This window comes from Elizabethkingia occulta, from assembly GCF_002023715.1.
GTDB classification, from domain to species: Bacteria; Bacteroidota; Bacteroidia; order Flavobacteriales; family Weeksellaceae; genus Elizabethkingia; species Elizabethkingia occulta.
Map to the genome: position 1 here is coordinate 343,482 of NZ_MAHX01000016.1, position 18,447 is coordinate 361,928.

12 protein-coding genes are annotated in these 18,447 nt (G+C 35.9%); 7 read left to right on the forward strand and 5 right to left on the reverse strand.

Features of this window, described 5'->3' with window-relative positions; genetic code table 11:
• Positions 1-46: 46 nt before the first annotated feature.
• A complete protein-coding gene (locus BAZ10_RS12320; RefSeq protein WP_078772297.1) occupies positions 47-1,540 on the reverse strand; it encodes a catalase in 1,494 nt (497 codons plus the stop codon).
• A gap of 98 nt (positions 1,541-1,638) precedes the next feature.
• Between BAZ10_RS12320 and BAZ10_RS12325 the strand changes: the two genes are divergently transcribed.
• The 3 genes from BAZ10_RS12325 (at position 1,639) to BAZ10_RS12335 (ending at position 4,798) form a co-directional block, all read left to right on the forward strand.
• The gene (locus BAZ10_RS12325) at positions 1,639-2,592 is read left to right on the forward strand and encodes a hydrogen peroxide-inducible genes activator (RefSeq protein WP_009086889.1); all 954 of its coding nucleotides are present in this window, start codon (positions 1,639-1,641) and stop codon (positions 2,590-2,592) included.
• Between the two features lie 202 nt (positions 2,593-2,794).
• The gene (gene metK / locus BAZ10_RS12330; protein WP_078772298.1) at positions 2,795-4,075 is read left to right on the forward strand and encodes a methionine adenosyltransferase; all 1,281 of its coding nucleotides are present in this window, start codon (positions 2,795-2,797) and stop codon (positions 4,073-4,075) included.
• A 126-nt stretch (positions 4,076-4,201) separates the two neighbouring features.
• A complete protein-coding gene (locus tag BAZ10_RS12335; RefSeq protein ID WP_078772299.1) occupies positions 4,202-4,798 on the forward strand; it encodes a superoxide dismutase in 597 nt (198 codons plus the stop codon).
• Positions 4,799-4,844: 46 nt separating this feature from the next.
• Here BAZ10_RS12335 and BAZ10_RS12340 read toward each other — a convergent pair whose 3' ends face one another.
• Positions 4,845-5,588: an NUDIX hydrolase gene (locus tag BAZ10_RS12340; RefSeq protein WP_078772300.1), complete on the reverse strand. Its 744-nt coding sequence runs from the start codon at positions 5,586-5,588 to the stop codon at positions 4,845-4,847.
• 7 nt (positions 5,589-5,595) lie between these two features.
• Positions 5,596-6,726 (reverse strand): MFS transporter, encoded by a 1,131-nt coding sequence (locus BAZ10_RS12345; protein ID WP_245803808.1) that lies wholly within the window; start codon positions 6,724-6,726, stop codon positions 5,596-5,598.
• Positions 6,727-6,904: 178 nt separating this feature from the next.
• On the opposite strand from BAZ10_RS12345, the gene BAZ10_RS12350 reads away from it, so the two are divergent.
• The 4 genes from BAZ10_RS12350 (at position 6,905) to BAZ10_RS12365 (ending at position 16,354) form a co-directional block, all read left to right on the forward strand.
• Entirely contained in the window at positions 6,905-9,817 is a 2,913-nt protein-coding gene (locus BAZ10_RS12350) for a SusC/RagA family TonB-linked outer membrane protein (protein WP_078772302.1), read from the forward strand.
• Positions 9,818-9,827: 10 nt separating this feature from the next.
• Positions 9,828-11,366 (forward strand): RagB/SusD family nutrient uptake outer membrane protein, encoded by a 1,539-nt coding sequence (locus BAZ10_RS12355; protein WP_065083185.1) that lies wholly within the window; start codon positions 9,828-9,830, stop codon positions 11,364-11,366.
• 523 nt (positions 11,367-11,889) lie between these two features.
• On the forward strand, positions 11,890-14,808 hold the full coding sequence (locus tag BAZ10_RS12360; RefSeq protein ID WP_078772303.1) for a SusC/RagA family TonB-linked outer membrane protein: 2,919 nt from the start codon (positions 11,890-11,892) through the stop codon (positions 14,806-14,808).
• 10 nt (positions 14,809-14,818) lie between these two features.
• Complete coding sequence (locus BAZ10_RS12365; protein ID WP_078772482.1) at positions 14,819-16,354, forward strand: RagB/SusD family nutrient uptake outer membrane protein; 1,536 nt, start codon at positions 14,819-14,821, stop codon at positions 16,352-16,354.
• A 99-nt stretch (positions 16,355-16,453) separates the two neighbouring features.
• Here BAZ10_RS12365 and BAZ10_RS12370 read toward each other — a convergent pair whose 3' ends face one another.
• The gene (locus tag BAZ10_RS12370; RefSeq protein ID WP_078772304.1) at positions 16,454-16,876 is read right to left on the reverse strand and encodes a DUF6146 family protein; all 423 of its coding nucleotides are present in this window, start codon (positions 16,874-16,876) and stop codon (positions 16,454-16,456) included.
• 73 nt (positions 16,877-16,949) lie between these two features.
• Positions 16,950-18,143 (reverse strand): endonuclease/exonuclease/phosphatase family protein, encoded by a 1,194-nt coding sequence (locus BAZ10_RS12375; RefSeq protein ID WP_078772305.1) that lies wholly within the window; start codon positions 18,141-18,143, stop codon positions 16,950-16,952.
• Positions 18,144-18,447 lie beyond the last annotated feature (304 nt).

Consider the following 18,447-nt stretch of genomic DNA (forward strand, 5'->3'; position numbering starts at 1 on the left):
AAACTACAAAATATGAGTTTGGCTTTATCTATAAAAAAATGATATTTTATTGGGTTGAATGTTGCATCTGGCTGGCGTCTATAGTTACCCCAAGGCTGGCTGCTATTTTTATCCCCAGATCAATATTGGCTCTGAAAAAATGACATAACTGTCTGTTGATAATAAGATCTTTTTTCTCCCCTTTTATACCTTTCATATGTTCTACGATATTATGGATAAGATTTTTTCTATCCTCATCATTCATCGCTTTGGAATATAAAAGTCCGGGCTGAGTATAATGATCGTTATCATCCTTATTTCTGTCAAAGAATGCTACATGTGCACTGTCCAATTCCTCTTCGAAAGGTTTATATGCCGGATCCGGAGTTATATTGTCGAAGCTATTCGGGAAATAATTGGGTGCATCTCCACCGTTGTCTCCCATAGCCATATAACCATCTCTCTGGTAGTTGTTTACCTGGAAAGGACATGCGTTTACCGGTAAGTGATGGGAATTGACACCAACTCTGTAACGGTGAGCATCGGCATAAGAGAACAAACGCCCCTGAAGCATTTTGTCCGGAGAGAAACTTATTCCGTCGATAAGATTGCTGGGAGCAAATGTACTTTGCTCAACATGGGCAAAATAGTTTACAGGAACCTCATTCAGTTCCATAATACCAACATCAATTAATGGATATTCGCTATGTGGCCATACTTTGGTAACATCGAACGGATTCCAACGGAAGTTTTTAGCCTCTTCTTCAGTCATTACCTGTATTTGCATTGTCCATTTAGGGAAATTTCCATTGTCTATTGCATCTACAAGATCCTCCTGAGCGAAATCCGGGTTTTTACCTTTCATTTCGGCAGCCTCTTCATTGTTAAAGTTTTTGATTCCCTGCTGGCTTTTGAAATGGAATTTTACCCAATGCCTTTCGTTCTTTTCATTGATCATCGCAAAGGTATGAGAACCATAGCCATGCATATGTCTGTAGCCATGAGGAGTTCCTCTGTCAGACATCAGTATTAATACCTGATGTAGAGATTCAGGATTCAGAGACCAATAGTCCCACATTACGGTATGATCTTTCAGGTTAGTTCTTGGTACTCTCTTTTGGGTATGTATAAAGTCCGGGAACTTCTTTGCATCTTTAATAAAGAATACCGGAGTATTGTTTCCTACCAGATCCCAGTTACCATCTTCAGTATAAAATTTCAGAGCAAATCCTCTTGGGTCTCTTTCTGTATCAGCGCTTCCTTTTTCTCCGCCAACAGTAGAGAAACGGGCAAACATCTTGCATTCGTTTCCAACTTTAGAGAAAAGTTTTGCACGGGTATATTTACTAATATCACCAGTTACAGTAAATTTTCCGTAAGCACCGGAACCCTTGGCATGCACAATTCTTTCAGGAATTCTTTCTCTTACAAAATGAGCTAAATTCTCCTGTAAAATAAAGTCTTGTAATAAAACAGGGCCTCTGGAACCAACAGTTTGTGAATCTTCATGATTGTAGTATGGTATCCCGGCTGCGTTGGTAAGCTTCTTTTTATTTTCCATAACTGTATTTTTATTTAAGTATTTTTGGATTAGTAAAATTAGGCATTTTATCAAAAAGAAAATAGCTATATTTGTTATACTTTTAATTTATATATTCTATGAATATCCAACAACTTGAATACTTGATCGCTGTTGACAAGTATAAACACTTCGGTAAAGCAGCGCAGGCATGTTTTATAACACAACCAACATTGAGTGCGATGATTCAGAAATTTGAAGAAGAGTTGGATATCAAGATTTTTGACCGTACAAGCCATCCTATTCGTACAACGGATGCTGGTCAGCAAATTATAGAACAAGCCAAAAAGATTATAGATGATGTTATGGAACTCCGTAACAGAGCCAATCTTCTGAACAATATCGTATCGGGAAAAATTAATCTTGGAATTATTCCGACAGTATCTGCATTCCTGCTGCCTAACGAGATCTTTGATTTCCTGAGAAGAAATCCTAAGATTGAAATGAATGTGAAGGAAATGACAACAGAGAATGTAATTAAGGCACTGAAATCTGGTGAAATTGATGCCGGGATTATTTCTACACCTTATGCAGCTGCAGATGAATTCTTTAGCGACTTTCTGTACAACGAAGAATTATTGATTTATTCTTCTAATAAAGATCTTAACAAAGACGGAGACAGCTTCATCATCCCTGAAGATATTGATCTGGAAGACGTATGGTTATTATCAGAAGGAAATTGCCTTCGCACGCAGGTAGAAAATATCTGTAAATTAAAAGAAAATGAACTGAAGCCATCCAATCTGGATTTCAAAGCATCCAGCGTTAATACTTTAGTTCAGATGGTAGACAGAGTCGGTGGATTGACTGTTATTCCGGAAATGGCAGTAGACCATCTTACAGAAGGACAAAGAGAAAAGGTATTCCATTTCAGAAAACCTTACCCAAAAAGAGAAATAAGTCTTATTTATTATAAACCAACATACAAGCAAAAACTTCTGGATGAAATGACGGATTCTATTCGTGAATCACTGAAAAATAAACTGAAGTATGATGCCGCACCAGCGGATTTTGTGGGGGTTAAGCCGGAGTAGGCTAAACCTCTACTAACTTAGTATGATAAAAAGCATCTTTTGTTTAATTGTTTTTTAAATAAAAGATGTAAATTTGCAACCAAGTTATTGAGAGGAAAAATTTGTGCTGATTGCAACCTCATTAAAAAAATGCTAAAACGGTATTTCTTGTCTTTTCAATCAGTGCATATTCCAGTATTTTAACATAATAATATATTGTATTATGCCATATTTATTTACATCAGAATCTGTTTCTGAAGGACACCCGGATAAAATTGCAGATCAGATATCCGATGCCCTAATTGATAATTTCTTAGCTTATGATAAAGATTCCAAAGTAGCATGTGAAACTTTGGTAACGACTGGTCAGGTTGTATTAGCCGGAGAAGTAAAATCTTCAGCTTATTTAGATGTACAGCATATCGCCAGAGAAGTAATTAACGGAATTGGTTATACCAAAGGAGAGTACATGTTTAATGGTGATTCTTGTGGTGTAATTTCAGCAATTCACGAGCAGTCTCCGGATATCAATCAGGGAGTTGACAGGAAAGTTACTGATGAGAGCTTTGAGGCTAAAGCGAATGCACAGGGAGCAGGAGATCAGGGTATGATGTTTGGTTATGCAACCAATGAAACGGCTAATTATATGCCTTTAGCACTGGATTTAGCACACTCTATTCTAAGAGAATTATCAGCGATAAGAAGAGAAAGTAAAGAGATTACTTACCTTCGTCCGGATGCTAAAAGCCAGGTGACGATCGAATATTCAGATGATCATAAGCCAATCCGTATAGATTCTATCGTTGTTTCTACACAGCATGATGATTTTGCTTCTGAAGAAGAAATGTTGTCTAAAATCCGTGAGGATATCAAAAATATATTAATTCCGAGAGTTGTTGCAACTCAGCCAGAACATATTCAGGTATTATTCAACGATCAGATCAAATATCACATTAACCCGACAGGTAAATTTGTGATTGGTGGCCCTCATGGTGATACAGGTCTTACAGGAAGAAAAATTATCGTAGATACCTACGGTGGTAAAGGTGCACATGGTGGTGGTGCATTTTCTGGAAAAGATCCTTCTAAAGTTGACAGAAGTGCAGCTTATGCAACTCGTCATATTGCTAAAAATCTTGTTGCTGCAGGAGTTGCAGACGAAGTTTTAGTACAGGTTTCTTATGCAATTGGTGTTGCAGAACCTTGTGGTTTATTCATCAATACTTACGGAACTTCTAAAGTTGGTTTAACTGATGGTGACATCGCTAATAAAGTTTCAAAAGTATTTGACCTTCGTCCGTATGCTATTGAGCAGAACCTGAAACTTAGAAATCCTATTTATCAGGAAACGGCTTCTTACGGCCATATGGGGAAAGAATACTATATAGCAGACAAGACTTTTAACAGAGGATCTGCTAATGAACTTACACTAAAAGATCTTGAATTCTTCACATGGGAAAAGCTCGACAGAGTCGACGATATCAAAAAAGAATTTGGATTATAAATTATATCGAAGCCGTTTCTAGTAAACGGCTTTTTCTATGTTAAAGATTTATAAAATTTAAAAATCAAATTAGCTTTGCCGGGTTTTATTCCTTAATTTTGAGTATTAACTTTAAAATTATTAAAAATGTCATTTGAATTACCAAAACTAGGATATGCTTACGACGCATTAGAACCGACTATCGATGCTCAAACAATGGAAATACACTACACAAAGCACCACCAGGCTTATGTAGATAACCTTAATAAGGCAATTGCAGGAACTGATCTTGAAGGTAAAACTATCGAGGAAGTAATTAAAGAAGGTAGCGACAAACCAGCTGTTAGAAATAACGGTGGTGGTCACTTCAACCATACATTATTCTGGGAGATTTTAACTCCGGGCGGATCAAAAGAGCCGGTAGGAAAAATAAAAGAAGCTATCGAAAATTATGGAGGTCTTGAAAAATTCAAAACTGATTTCGCTGAAGCTGCTAAAACAAGATTTGGTTCAGGATGGGCTTGGTTAATTAAAAATGCAGACGGATCTGTATCTGTTGGATCAACTGCTAATCAGGACAGTCCAATCACTCCGGGAGCTGGCGTTGCAGGTACACCTGTATTGGGTATTGATGTATGGGAGCATGCTTACTACCTAAAATATCAGAACAAGAGACCTGATTATGTAACAGCTTTCTTTGATGTAATCAATTGGGATAAAGTAGAAGAGAATTATAACAAATAAGACTTTTCTTTAACATAAAAAAGGGAACAGATTCTGTTCCCTTTTTTTATTTTTTGAATTTGTAGTAGTACGGAGCTTTGTTTGCTGATCCATCGAATTTCTTTTCCAGTCGTTCCAGAAAATCCAGGCTGAGCATTTTTCTCTGAAAATTATTTCTTCTGAGAGGTTCTCCCAAAATGCATTCGTATAAATTTTGCAGCTCCTTCATGGTAAATTTTTCTGGTAACAGATTGCTTCCGTAGATTTTGTAGTCCAGATTTTTACGTAAAAATTCCATGCCTTTTTCAATAATCTCGCGGTGGTCAAATGCTATTTCCTTAGGAAGATTATGAACATCAAACCATTCACACTTTTCACTAAATGCATCCGGGAATGTAGAAGACAAAGTATAATCTATAAGTGCATAATAGCCGATACTAATGTGTCTCTCAAAAAGCCAGTGATCCTTCGGAAGATTTATCTCCTTGTTTTTTGTGAGCCGGTTATGGATATCCGATTCTGTACGGTTCTTGTTACCAAAAGTATAAAACTGTTCCAGAAATATTTCGTCCAGATGAGTTCTTTCATATAACAGTCTGTAAGCCGCATCATCTACATTTTCATCTCTAAAGATGAATCCACCGGGTAGCGCCCAAATGTCAAGATTGAAGTACTTAAGCATCAGTACCTTCAGGCTTTTATTATGAAAACCAAAAATCACGCAGTCTATCGAAAGCTGTCTGATAAAATCATTAGTTTCGACAAGGGTCTGCAGGTTATTATTGGTTTCATGAGTTTTATTTTTTTCCATATAGTATTTATGAGATTTGTTTTTGTTTGTAATTTAAAAATAGTGCAGATAATGCTATCGTTGGCAAAAATAGTAAAGTAAATGCATATTCTGGTTGGATATGATCCAGAGTAAGTCCAATAACCAAAGAACTTGTACACGATGCCAGAGACGAAAAGACAATAATAAGCCCCAAAAGAGTGCCTCTTTCCTGTTCATTTGGTAAGCTGTAAAGCTGATGGGCATTGATAATAGGGTATAACGGACCAATAAAAAAGCCCATACAGGGAATAAGATATAAAAATATCTGATGTGGTTTTTCGAATATGAGTATACCACTAATACAGGACACAATTATAAAAACTGAGACTAATAAGCCTGCAAAAAGCTTGCTCCAGGAGCGTTTAAGGATCAGCATACCATAAATAATTCTTCCCGCAAGTGCTGAAAAGGCAAATATTACGGTAGTTTGTGTGGCTGCGAACGGATCGGCATTGAAGATAGCCTTAGAATATGTTGGAAGCCAAGTTGTAAAACTTTGCTCAGTTATTATGATAAAAAAGACGATTGCCAGAAATAAGAAAGATTTTTTCATTACCTGCCAACTGCTTAATGCTATTGTGCTTTTCTGATCGGATGTGCTGGTGTATGCTTTCTGCCATACAGATTTTCCGGAGAAAAGAAAGCCTATTGTTAAAAGGCTGAAAAATGCAATTGCCCAGAAGCCATATTTCCATAGATATGGTGAAGAACTTCCCATAATAAGACCAAAAATAAGGTTTACTATAACAATTCCTGCCATAAAAGAGGCTTCGATAAACTGCATAAAACGGCTGCCATTTTCCTCTGCTTTACTCAGATTAATGGTAATGTAGAGTACAGAAATTTTCACTAGTATAAAACATAACCCGATTAACAAGAACCAGATTTTGAAAAACCAGAAATCATCAACAAAAGGTGTTATAATACATAGAATAAAGGCTATTGATAAACCTATTATAATTGAGTTGAGATGACCTATCCGTGGTATGTAGCGTGATATAAATGCCGCCAGAAAGGCAATAGGTAAATCTTTAAATACTTCTAATGAACCAAGAAGGACGAATTTTTTTTGTCCAAAATAATTAAGAATAACAATGCTCAAACAGTTCAAAAGCATTGAAAATGTAAAAAAACTCAGTGCGAGCCCTATTTTCAGTGAAGTTTTTTTGCCCAAAAAGGAATATTTAGTATTCAAAAATAAGCTTTTATAACCGATGAATATTAAGAAAAGTTAAATTTTTTGTTAACATATCATAAAATTTATTATTATTGTCTCTAAGAGAGATAATAATAATATGAAACAATCACCAATTCGTAATCTAAGCTTAATTGCTGTTTTATATTTTACAGCAAATATTAATGCACAGCAGTCGAAAAAGGATACGGCCGCTAATGAGAAAAAGATTGAAGAGGTAGTAGTCATTGGGTACGGAACACAGAAAAAAAGTAATGTTACCGGGGCTATTGCCAGTCTTAAGGCTAAAGAACTTGAAAATGTTCCAGCCGGAAGACCAGAACAGGTTTTGCAAGGTAGAGCTTCAGGGGTTTCTGTAGTATCCAATTCCGGACAACCCGGATCTGCAGCAACCATTAGAGTAAGAGGTATTACCAGTTTTGGTGCCGGAAACGATCCCTTGTGGATTGTAGATGGTATTGCTGTGGACAACATTGGTTTTCTAAATCAATCGGACATCGAGAGCATGGAAATTCTGAAAGATGGTGCTTCTGCTTCAATATACGGTGTTTCTGCTGCAAGAGGTGTTATTCTGGTTACAACTAAAAAAGGAAAACAAGGGAAGATATCTTTATCTTATAATGGATTTTATGGAGTTGGTAATGCTGCAAAAAAATTGGACTTACTGAATGCTTCTCAATATGCTATGTTGGCTAATGAAAAACGTATTAATGGAGGAGGCAGTGCATATTTTCCAAATCCTGATGCGCTGGGAGCTGGTACGGACTGGCAAAAATTAATATTCAATTCTGCTGCAAGAACATCTCATGATATTAGTGTAAGTGGGGGAAATGATAAATCGACATTCTTTAGCTCATTTGGGTATTATAATCAGGAGGGAATTGTAATGCGGGATATTTCAAATTATAAGAGGATTACAGCCAGATTGAATTCATCTCATAAAGTTTTTCCTTTCCTTACAGTTGGACAAACATTGAATTATACCCATGTTAAATCTCAGGGAATTAATTCGAACGGTGAGTTTGGTGGACCTTTAAGCTCTGCAATCAATTTAGATCCAACAACTCCTGTTATAGAAACAGATCCTGCGAAAATTAAATCCAGTGCGTATAATAATCCATATATTTTACGAGCTCCGGGGGGAAACCCTTATGGAATATCCAGTCTTGTTAATCAGGAAATGTCCAATCCATTGGCTTTTCAGCAAACGCAGCTTGGAAACTATAACTGGAGTGATGATTTCGTAGGGAACGTTTATGCTGAACTCAAGTTATTAAAAGACTTTACTTTTAAGACTACATTGAATGGCAAATTATCTTATTGGGGAAATCAGAGTTTTACACCGCTGTTTTATCTAAGTCCTACTTATAGTAATACCAATAAAAATAGTCTCTATAGAGAAACTCAGAGAAAATTTGAATGGAGTACAGAAAATACATTGAACTACCACAAGAAGCTTGGAAAACATACTTTTGATGCTTTACTGGGGCAAGGTTTTTATGTTTACAATATTGCTGAAGGACAAGGAACAACTTATACGGGTTTGCCTATAACCAGCTATAAAGATGCATCATTTAATTTTAGCATTCCTGATACTGACAAAAGAACATGGGCAACGGATGGAATACAAACCAAGAAGGCATCATACTTTGGAAGATTAATTTATGATTATGATGGGAAATATTTATTTACTGGTACAATAAGGAGAGATGGGTCGTCGAAATTTGGTCCTAACAAAGTCTGGGGAACATTCCCGGCAGCATCTGCAGGTTGGGTAATTTCTAAAGAAAACTTCTGGCCGGAAAACAAAGTTGTTAATATGCTGAAAATTCGAGGTGGATATGGTAAGACCGGAAATGATGCAATTGACAACTTCCTGTACAGAGCTACAATTATTGGAGGAAGTAATTATCCGTTCTATGATGGAAAAACTGAGTTTGTTGGCATTGGATATAGGCTGAAGACTTTAGAAAATAGAGATTTACATTGGGAACAGACTGCTCAAACTAATATTGGTGCTGATTTAAGATTGTTTAATGATTTCACCTTAGGGGTTGACTGGTTTAACAAGAAAACTACTGATATCTTAAGATATGTTGACCTTCCGGGTTATATTGGAGTAACAGATTCTCCGGCTGCGAATGTTGGGGATATGAGTAATAAAGGAATTGAGATTGAACTCGGCTATAAGAAGAATATTACAGAAGACTTCGGAATTTCAGTTAATGGGAACTTCTCATATATTAAAAATGAAATACTACGTTTGGAAAATGGTAAAAAATTTGTGTCTTTAGCAGGATTTCAATCCATGGGTGATGTATCCCGCTTACAGGTAGGGTCACCATATGGATCATTCTTTGGGTTAATGAGAAATGGTGTTTTTCAAAACCAGGCGGAAATTAACTCTTATGTAGACAAAAATGGTAATAAGATCCAGCCGGATGCTAAGCCAGGAGATTTCCGATGGGTAGATGCTAATGGAGATGGAAAGATTAATACCGATGATTATACTTATTTGGGAAATTCACTTCCTAAGTTTACATATGGCTTGACTGTTAATTTAAATTATAAGAATTTCGATTTGATGATATTTGGACAAGGTCAGGGTGGAAACAAAATTTTCCAGGGACTAAGACGACTGGACATGCAGGATGCAAACTATCAAACATCTGCATTAGAGCGTTGGCATGGTGAAGGAACATCAAACACCTATGCAAGGTTGACGACTAATGATACCAATAAAAATTTCTCATATATGTCTGATTTTTATTTACAAAAAGGAGACTATTTTAGATTAAAACTAATTCAGCTTGGGTATACTTTACCAATGGAGTTGACAAAAAAATTAGGAGGCAATAAATTCAGATTCTACATTACAGCTGAAAATTTATTTACAATTACCAAATATACGGGCTATGATCCGGAAATAGCTGCTGGAGATTCGTATGGTATAGACAGAGCCTATTATCCGCAGGCACGGACATTTATTTTTGGTGCTAATATTCAATTCTAAGATGAACAAAATGAAAACAAATAAAATATATAAGAGTACAGCCGTTCTATTCCTGTCGGTAATTACATTAGGTGTTTTAAACTCTTGTAACACAGATAATATTACAGATGTTCAGAATAAAGGGGCTTTTGACTCAGAAAGCTTTTATCAGAATAGAGATCAGGCATTTCAGGCGCTGGTAGCAACATATGATCCGATTGGTAAATATGCTGCTGGTTTTGAAAACATGCTTACCTTTTTTAATGCTGCTTCTGATGATTTTTACGCTGGTGGAGGAAGTAATTCAGATGGTGCAGGAATTCAGGGATTTTCTAACTATAGTATAGATCCTATAATTATGCCTCAAAGTTACTGGAATATATATTTTCAGGGAATTTCAAGAGCGAATACCCTTGTTGAAAAACTTCCTGCGGTGTCTATGGATACGAATGAAAAAGCGCGATTTAATGCAGAGGCTCTAACACTTAGGGCAATGTATTACTTTGAATTGTTAAGAATGTTTAAAAATATTCCATTAATTCTTAAACCGGTTCAGGCAACAGATAATTATTACAATATCCCTCAGGATGATCCCAAAAAGATCTATCAGCAGATAGAGACTGATCTATTGGCGGCAATTCCGGTTCTTCCTTCAATTGTTGCGGGTGGAGATAGAGGAAGGCTGACTCAGGGAGCGGCAAAAGCATTGTTAGGAAAAATTTACTTATACGATGGGAAAAAGGATCTCGCTGCAGCACAATTTGCTGATGTAAATGGTGCTCCGGGAGGGACAAGTCAGTACGGCTATAAACTTCTGGCTAATTATAATGATTTGTGGGATTTCAAAAATAAATTTAATTCAGAATCTGTTTTTGAACTTGTGTGTACAAGTAATGCAAATGTAGATTGGGGAGGCTGGGGCTCAGGAAGAGATAGAGGTAATTCTGTAAACCAAATGGTAGGGCCTCGTTCGTTTCAACGAACAACTGCCGGAATAGCTGCGAACGTTAAAGATGTTTATTCCGGAGGGTGGGCTTTTAATATAGTAACGGAAGATCTTTATAATTTTATGCTTGGAGATCCAAGGATGGATGCTACCATTTATAATGCTAAAAAATTGAAGGCAGATGGCTATGTAGATTATGCGCCGGCATATAAAGACACGGGTTACTTCCTGAATAAATTTTTACCAACGCAAGCTGACAGAACGACAGGGACCGGAAATACTGAACTGAATTTTTCACAAGATGTTTATATAATCCGTTTGGCGGATACCTATCTGATGGAGGCAGAAGCACTAAATGCTTCCGGAGCCAGAGCTCAGGCTCTCTTGGATGCTGTAAGACAAAGAGTAGGACTACCATCAGTACCTGTTTCTATGCAGGCGATAAAAGATGAAAGAAGAAGAGAACTTGCTGGTGAAGGACACCGTTGGTTTGACTTGGTAAGATGGGGAGATGCACCTGTAGTCCTTGGAAACAGAGGATTTAAGCCAAATAAAAATGAAATTCTTCCAATACCATATAAAGAGTTAATCAATACCGTAATTAAACAAAACCCAGGATACTAATTTCAATTTTAATATGAAAGTTTTTTCATATAGTTACTTTAACTTCAATGCAATTGCCGGATTATATCCGGCAATTGTTGTTATAATATGGCTGGAAAATTATTAATAATCACATTCTGAAAGTCAGGAGTTGTAAGCAAAAAAGTACTGAAATATATTGAGCGGAAGCTATAAAGGATTCTGTTATAATAGAGCTAATATATTCTACCAGATCAATGTAGTGGAATGTAAATAATATGAAAAAATGAATTGTTTAATTTTTAATACTCTTAACTAATAATTCAGAATATTTTTAATAAATAGTTTAGTATAATAATATTTGTTTTTACATTTTAATATTGAAAAAAATCAAAAAAATAAATGTTATGATTGTTTTTGGAGATTTTTTTTATTTAAAAAATAAATTTTTATTGCTTTAAATTGCTATTAATGGCCGATGGATAATGGAAAAAATATTTTTTCAAAAAAATATAATATATTTTACTATTATTGTTTTTAATGATGAAAAAAAACAATTAAAACTATGCAAAGAATACAAATTAATAATTTATGTTTTATTTCTGTTTTATATTTTACAGCAAATATTAATGCGCAGCAGTTGAAAAAGGATACGGCCGCTAGCGAGAAAAAGATTGAAGAGGTAGTAGTTATTGGATACGGAACACAGAAAAAAAGTAATGTTACCGGTGCTATTGCCAGTCTTAAGGCTAAGGAACTTGAAAATGTTCCTGCCGGAAGACCAGAACAGGTTCTCCAGGGAAGGGCATCAGGGGTTTCTGTAGTCTCTAATTCCGGACAGCCAGGATCTGCAGCAACCATTCGAGTAAGAGGTGTTACCAGTTTTGGTGCCGGAAACGATCCTTTGTGGATAGTAGACGGCATTCCTGTGGATAATATTGGTTTCCTAAATCAATCGGACATTGAGAGTATGGAAATTCTGAAAGACGGAGCTTCTGCTTCAATATACGGAGTTTCTGCCGCAAGAGGTGTTATTCTGGTTACAACTAAAAAAGGAAAACAAGGGAAAATATCTTTGTCTTATAATGGTTTCTACGGAGTTGGAAATGCTGCGAAAAAATTAGATCTTTTGAATGCTTCTCAGTATGCCATGCTAAATAACGAGATGCGCATCAATGGAGGATTAAATGCTACCTTTCCCAATCCTGATGCTTTGGGAATTGGTACGGACTGGCAAAAAGTAATATTCAATTCTGCTGCGAGAACATCTCATGATATAAATGTAAGCGGAGGAAATGATAAATCTACATTCTTTAGCTCATTCGGATATTATAATCAGGAAGGAATTGTACTGCGGGATATTTCAAATTACAAGAGGATTACAGCCAGACTGAATTCGTCTCATAAAGTTTTTCCTTTCCTTACAGTTGGGCAAACATTGAATTATACCCATGTTAAATCTCAGGGAGTTGACTCTAACAGAGAGTTTGGAGGACCTTTAAGTTCGGCTGTTAATATGGACCCTACAATACCTGTTATAGAAACTGATCCTGTAAAAATAGCATCCGGGATATATGGTAACCCATATATTTTGCGAGCCCCGGGAGGGAATCCATATGGAATATCAAACCTTACTAATCAGGAAATGTCCAATCCATTAGCTTTTAAGCAAACGCAACTTGGAAACTATAACTGGAGTGATGATTTTGTAGGAAATGTTTATGCTGAACTTAAATTATTAAAAGACTTTACTTTCAGAAGTACATTAAATGGTAAATTATCTTATTGGGGAAGTCAGAGCTTTACACCGCTGTTTTACTTGAGTCCGACGCTGAGTAACACTATTAAAAACAACTTTTACAGAGAGACTCAGAGAAAGTTTGAATGGAGCACGGAAAATACTTTGATGTATCGCAAAAAGTTGGGAAAACATAGTTTCGATGCTTTATTGGGGCAAGGATTTTATGTTTACAATATTGCTGAAGGGCAAGGGACAGTCTATGCAGGTTTACCTATTACCAATTATAAAGATGCCTCATTTAATTTTGATATTCCAGAGTCTGACAAAAGGACATGGGCAACGGATGGAATACAAACCAAGAAAGCATCCTATTTCGGAAGATTAATTTATGACTATGATGGTAAATATTTATTTACGGGTACTATAAGAAGAGATGGCTCTTCAAAATTTGGATCTAACAAGGTTTGGGGGGTGTTTCCTGCAGTATCTGCAGGTTGGGTAATCTCGAAAGAAAATTTCTGGCCGGAAAATAAAGTAGTTGGCATGCTGAAAATCCGCGGGGGATATGGTAGAACCGGAAATGATGCAATTGGTAACTTCCTGTACAGATCAACAGTTGTTGGGGGAAATAACTATCCGTTCTATAATGGAACAACCGAGGCTATTTTCAGTGGTTATAGACAAAAAACTTTGGAAAATAAGAATTTAGGTTGGGAGGAAACGGCGCAAACTAACATTGGAGCTGATTTAAGATTGTTCAATGACTTCACCTTAGGATTTGACTGGTTCAATAAGAAGACTATTGGTATTTTAAGGTATTTGGACATACCGGGCTATGTAGGTGTAACTGATCCACCGGCTGCCAATGTCGGGGATATGAGTAATAAAGGAATTGAAATTGAATTGGGATACAGAAAGAGTATTGCTAAAGATTTCGTAATAGCAGTTAATGGAAACTTTTCTTACATTAAGAATGAGATATTGAGTTTGGAGAACGCTAAAAAATTTGTAGGCTTACCAGATACTGCATTTAAGAGTCTTGATGAAGTATCGCGTTTACAAGTTGGATCACCGTATGGATCATTTTTTGGACTAATGAGAAATGGTATTTTCCAAAACCAATCGGAAATTAATGCTTATAAAAATGCTAATGGGCAACTAATTCAACCGAATGCTAAACCTGGAGATTTCCGTTGGGTAGATGCTAATGGTGATGGTAAGATTGATAGGGGGGATTATGCTTATCTTGGAAATTCACTTCCTAAGTTTACCTATGGTTTAACGGTTAATTTGAATTATAAGAATTTTGATCTGATGGTGTTTGGTCAGGGTCAAGGTGGAAATAAAATTTTCCAGGGACTAAGACGATTAGATATACCCGATTCAAATTATCAAACAGCTGCTTTGGGACGCTGGCATGGGGAGGGAACATCTGATACATATGCCAGATTAACGACTAATGACACCAATAAGAACTTTTCTTATATGTCCGATTTCTATTTACAGAAAGGAGATTATTTCAGATTAAAACTAATTCAGCTTGGATATACTTTACCCGTGGAGTTGACTAAAAAATTGGGTGGAAATAAATTCAGATTCTACATTACTGCAGAAAATTTATTTACTGTTACTAAATATACCGGTTACGATCCGGAAATAGCTGCAGGAGATTCATATGGTATAGACCGCGCGTATTATCCACAAGCAAGAACATTTATTTTTGGTGCTAATATTCAATTCTAAGATGAAAAAAATGAAAAAATATAAATTATATAAGAGTACTGCCGTTTTATTTTTATCAGTAATTACCTTAGGTACATTAAGCTCTTGTAATACAGAAAATATTGAAGACGTTCAGAATAAAGGAGCTTTTGATTCTGAAAACTTTTATCAAAACAGGGATCAGGCATTTCAGGCGCTGGTAGCAACATATGATCCGATTGGTAAATACGCTTCCAGTAGTGAGAATATGCTTGTTTTTCTCAATGCGGCATCGGATGATTTTTATTCGGGGGGAGGAAGTGGTTCAGATGGAATAGGGATTCAGGGATTTTCTAATTACAGTATAGATCCTATAATTATGCCCCAAAGTTACTGGAATATTTATTTTCAGGGAATTTCCAGAGCAAATGCCCTTATTGAAAAGCTTCCTGAAATATCCATGGATTCGAATGAGAAGGCAAGATTTAATGCAGAGTCTCTTGTGCTTAGATCTATGTATTATTTTGAATTATTGAGGATGTTTAAAAATATTCCATTAATTCTAAAGCCAGTTCAGGCTTCAGATAATTATTTTAATATGCCTCAGGAGGATCCCAAAAAGGTTTATCAACAAATTGAAAATGATATGTTGGCTGCTATTCCTATTCTTCCGGTAAGGGTTTCAGGTGTAGAGAATGGTAGACTTACTCAGGGAGCAGCAAAAGCATTATTAGGAAAGATTTATTTATATGATGGAAAAAAAGATCTCGCTGCAGTACAATTTGCAGATGTGAATGGAGTTCCTGGTGGAACTAGTCAATATGGTTATAAACTTCTGACTAATTTTAATAATTTGTGGGATTTTAAAAATAAATTTAATTCGGAATCTGTTTTCGAGTTGGTATGTACAAGTAATGTTAATGCAACGTGGACAATTACTGCTGGAAGGAGCAGGGGTAATATAGTTAATCAGATGGTGGGGCCTCGTTCTTTTAGAAGAACAGACGCAGGAATCGCTGCGAAAGTTAAAGATGTTTATACCGGAGGCTGGGGCTTTAATGCAGTGACAGAAGATCTCTTTAATTTTATGCAGGGAGATCCGAGAATGGATGCCACAATTTATAATGCAAAAAAGTTGAAAGAGGATGGTTATATTAATTATGTAAGTGGATATAAGGATACAGGTTATTTTCTGAATAAATTTTTGCCAACCCAGACTGATAGAAGTACCGGGGGTGGAAATGTAGAACTAAATTTTGCTCAGGATATTTATATTATCCGTTTGGCAGACACTTACCTGCTGGAAGCAGAATCACTAAATGCTTCCGGAGCCAGAGCTCAGGCACTGTTGGATGCTGTAAGGAAAAGGGTAGGGCTGCCATCAGTACCCGTTTCTATGCAGGCTATAAAAGATGAAAGAAGAAGAGAACTTGCTGGTGAAGGACACCGTTGGTTCGATTTGGTAAGATGGGGGGATGCGTCTTTAGTACTTGGTAACAGAGGATTTAAACCGAATAAAAATGAAGTTCTTCCGATACCCTATAAAGAACTAATTAATACTGTAATTAAGCAAAATCCAGGATACTGATTTCAATTTTAATATGAGATTTTTCATATTGTTACTTTAACTTCAATGAATTGCCGGATTATATCCGGCAATTGTTGTTATATAGGCAGCAGAAATATTCTATCTTAGTCCTTCTATATTACTCAGGCTGTAAAGTTTGAGACCATATTTCCAATTGACATAAACAAATACCTGATAGAGCCTGTACTCGAAGTCCATTCCGTACTTTTCGTTTGGATCATAATCAATCTGAGATTCTACAATGTTTCTGTATCTTCCGGACATATATAAACTGTTCCATTCGTTTACCAGAATCGAATTTCTACTTTTAAGATAAGATTCTGTATACATAGATTTAGGTCTTGCTCTGGAAAGCAGGAAATTTTCATAATCTGTGTCGAAAACAGTAAGTTCCCATTCTCCATCTTCACCTTTCTCTACTTTTGCAGGCTGATGAGAGCCTCCTGTTGGCGGTGTAGCATTTCTCGATGTACAGGAGAATGTTAATATACTAAGCATAATGATAAGAATAAAGTTTTTCATAATCAATATTTTTATAGATATATCAAATTTAATGCAAAAAAAATAACCGCTAATGAAGCGGTTATTAACTTTTTTACTGTGCAGATTTTTGCAGTATACTGAAAACGGGGAAATGGTCACTATATCCTCCAGTAAATCGATCTCCATCCCATGATCTGAATGGGTAACCTTTGTAGCTCCCTTCTTTGTTTATAAGGTATCCCGGAGCATATACTTCGGTTGTATATACAGTATAATTTTTTTGTGCAGATCTTTCTTTGTCTCCGATTAAATTCTTTGAATAAATAATCTGATCAAATAAATTTGGTGCATCCTGATATGCTAAAGAAGCTACACCGTTTTTAAACATTTTAAACATCGGATTAAAATAGGGCGTTTCATCGCTTACTTTATCGATATCACCAGTAGCTTTTACATAATTTTTGAAACTTGGACTAACCGGATCGTCGTTAAAGTCACCCATTGCCATTAATCTGTATTCAGGATTGCTGTTTCTTATACTGTCCATTTGCTGATTGAGTAATGCTGCGGCTGCATTTCTTTTCGGAAGCGAAATAGCTTCACCTCCTCTTCTGGAAGGCCAGTGATTTACAAAGAAGGCAAATTTTTCTCCGTCTAATTCTCCAAGAACAACTAATAAATCTCTCGTGTATTCACGCTTTCCGTTATCGAATATTTTCAGTTCTTTCTTCCATGCTTTTTCAAGTTTAAAACGGCCTTTTTGATAAATCAGTCCATTGTCAATACCCCGGGCATCATAAGAATTGAAATGAACAACACCATAATTGTATTTAGCAAGCTGGGGCTGTTTTACCAGATCCTCAATAACCTGTCTGTTTTCTACTTCAACAAGGCCTACAACTGCAGGAGCCGTTTTGGTATACTTACTACCAAGTTCTGAAATAACCTGAGCAATATTTCCAAGTTTTTGCTGATAAACTTTCTCTGTGTAATTTTTGGCGCTTTGTGGTGTGAATTCACCATTCGAGTATTGCTGTCTTACGGCTTTTTTGCCTTTTAAAAGAGCATCACTCCATTGTCCTTTATAAGGTTCGTGTTCCAGATACTGTATAGAATCTACTGGAATACTTCTGTGAAATGCAGGGTTGTTTATATCTTTTGTTCCATCAATATAATCTGCAGATTTATAAATGTCCCATAAATTTTCTACATTATAAAATCCTACAGCAGCAACTCTTCTTATATTACTTTGGGAAAAAAGTAATATATTCGTAAATAACAAGGCAATGAATAAAAATTTTCTCATGTCAGATTGGTTTGAAATTACAAAGATAATTGAAATAAATCTTTAATTTTGTATGACTACGCGTGTATCAGCCTTAAATACATCCAATTATTCAAAATTAGAAAGGCTTAAAAATACAAAAGTACAAATTGTTGCATTATAGGAAAGATTCTAAAACATGAGAAAAGTCGAATATTTTAAACCTTTCTAACATTATAAGTATTAGATTGTTACGATATAGTGTTGTGTTTATAAACATCATCTGCATTTTGTTTTCTTTAAGGTCTTGAAAGGTAAAAAAATTGTGTTTTCTGAGACGGGAAAA

Bases quoted from the DNA above. Each gene is read 5' to 3' on its own strand.
- BAZ10_RS12320 (WP_078772297.1), bottom strand. From the start codon at position 1,540: ATGGAAAATAAAAAGAAGCTTACCAACGCAGCCGGGATACCATACTAC.
- BAZ10_RS12325 (WP_009086889.1), top strand. From the start codon at position 1,639: ATGAATATCCAACAACTTGAATACTTGATCGCTGTTGACAAGTATAAA.
- metK (WP_078772298.1), top strand. From the start codon at position 2,795: ATGCCATATTTATTTACATCAGAATCTGTTTCTGAAGGACACCCGGAT.
- BAZ10_RS12335 (WP_078772299.1), top strand. From the start codon at position 4,202: ATGTCATTTGAATTACCAAAACTAGGATATGCTTACGACGCATTAGAA.
- BAZ10_RS12340 (WP_078772300.1), bottom strand. From the start codon at position 5,588: ATGGAAAAAAATAAAACTCATGAAACCAATAATAACCTGCAGACCCTT.
- BAZ10_RS12345 (WP_245803808.1), bottom strand. From the start codon at position 6,726: ATGCTTTTGAACTGTTTGAGCATTGTTATTCTTAATTATTTTGGACAA.
- BAZ10_RS12350 (WP_078772302.1), top strand. From the start codon at position 6,905: ATGAAACAATCACCAATTCGTAATCTAAGCTTAATTGCTGTTTTATAT.
- BAZ10_RS12355 (WP_065083185.1), top strand. From the start codon at position 9,828: ATGAAAACAAATAAAATATATAAGAGTACAGCCGTTCTATTCCTGTCG.
- BAZ10_RS12360 (WP_078772303.1), top strand. From the start codon at position 11,890: ATGCAAAGAATACAAATTAATAATTTATGTTTTATTTCTGTTTTATAT.
- BAZ10_RS12365 (WP_078772482.1), top strand. From the start codon at position 14,819: ATGAAAAAATATAAATTATATAAGAGTACTGCCGTTTTATTTTTATCA.
- BAZ10_RS12370 (WP_078772304.1), bottom strand. From the start codon at position 16,876: ATGAAAAACTTTATTCTTATCATTATGCTTAGTATATTAACATTCTCC.
- BAZ10_RS12375 (WP_078772305.1), bottom strand. From the start codon at position 18,143: ATGAGAAAATTTTTATTCATTGCCTTGTTATTTACGAATATATTACTT.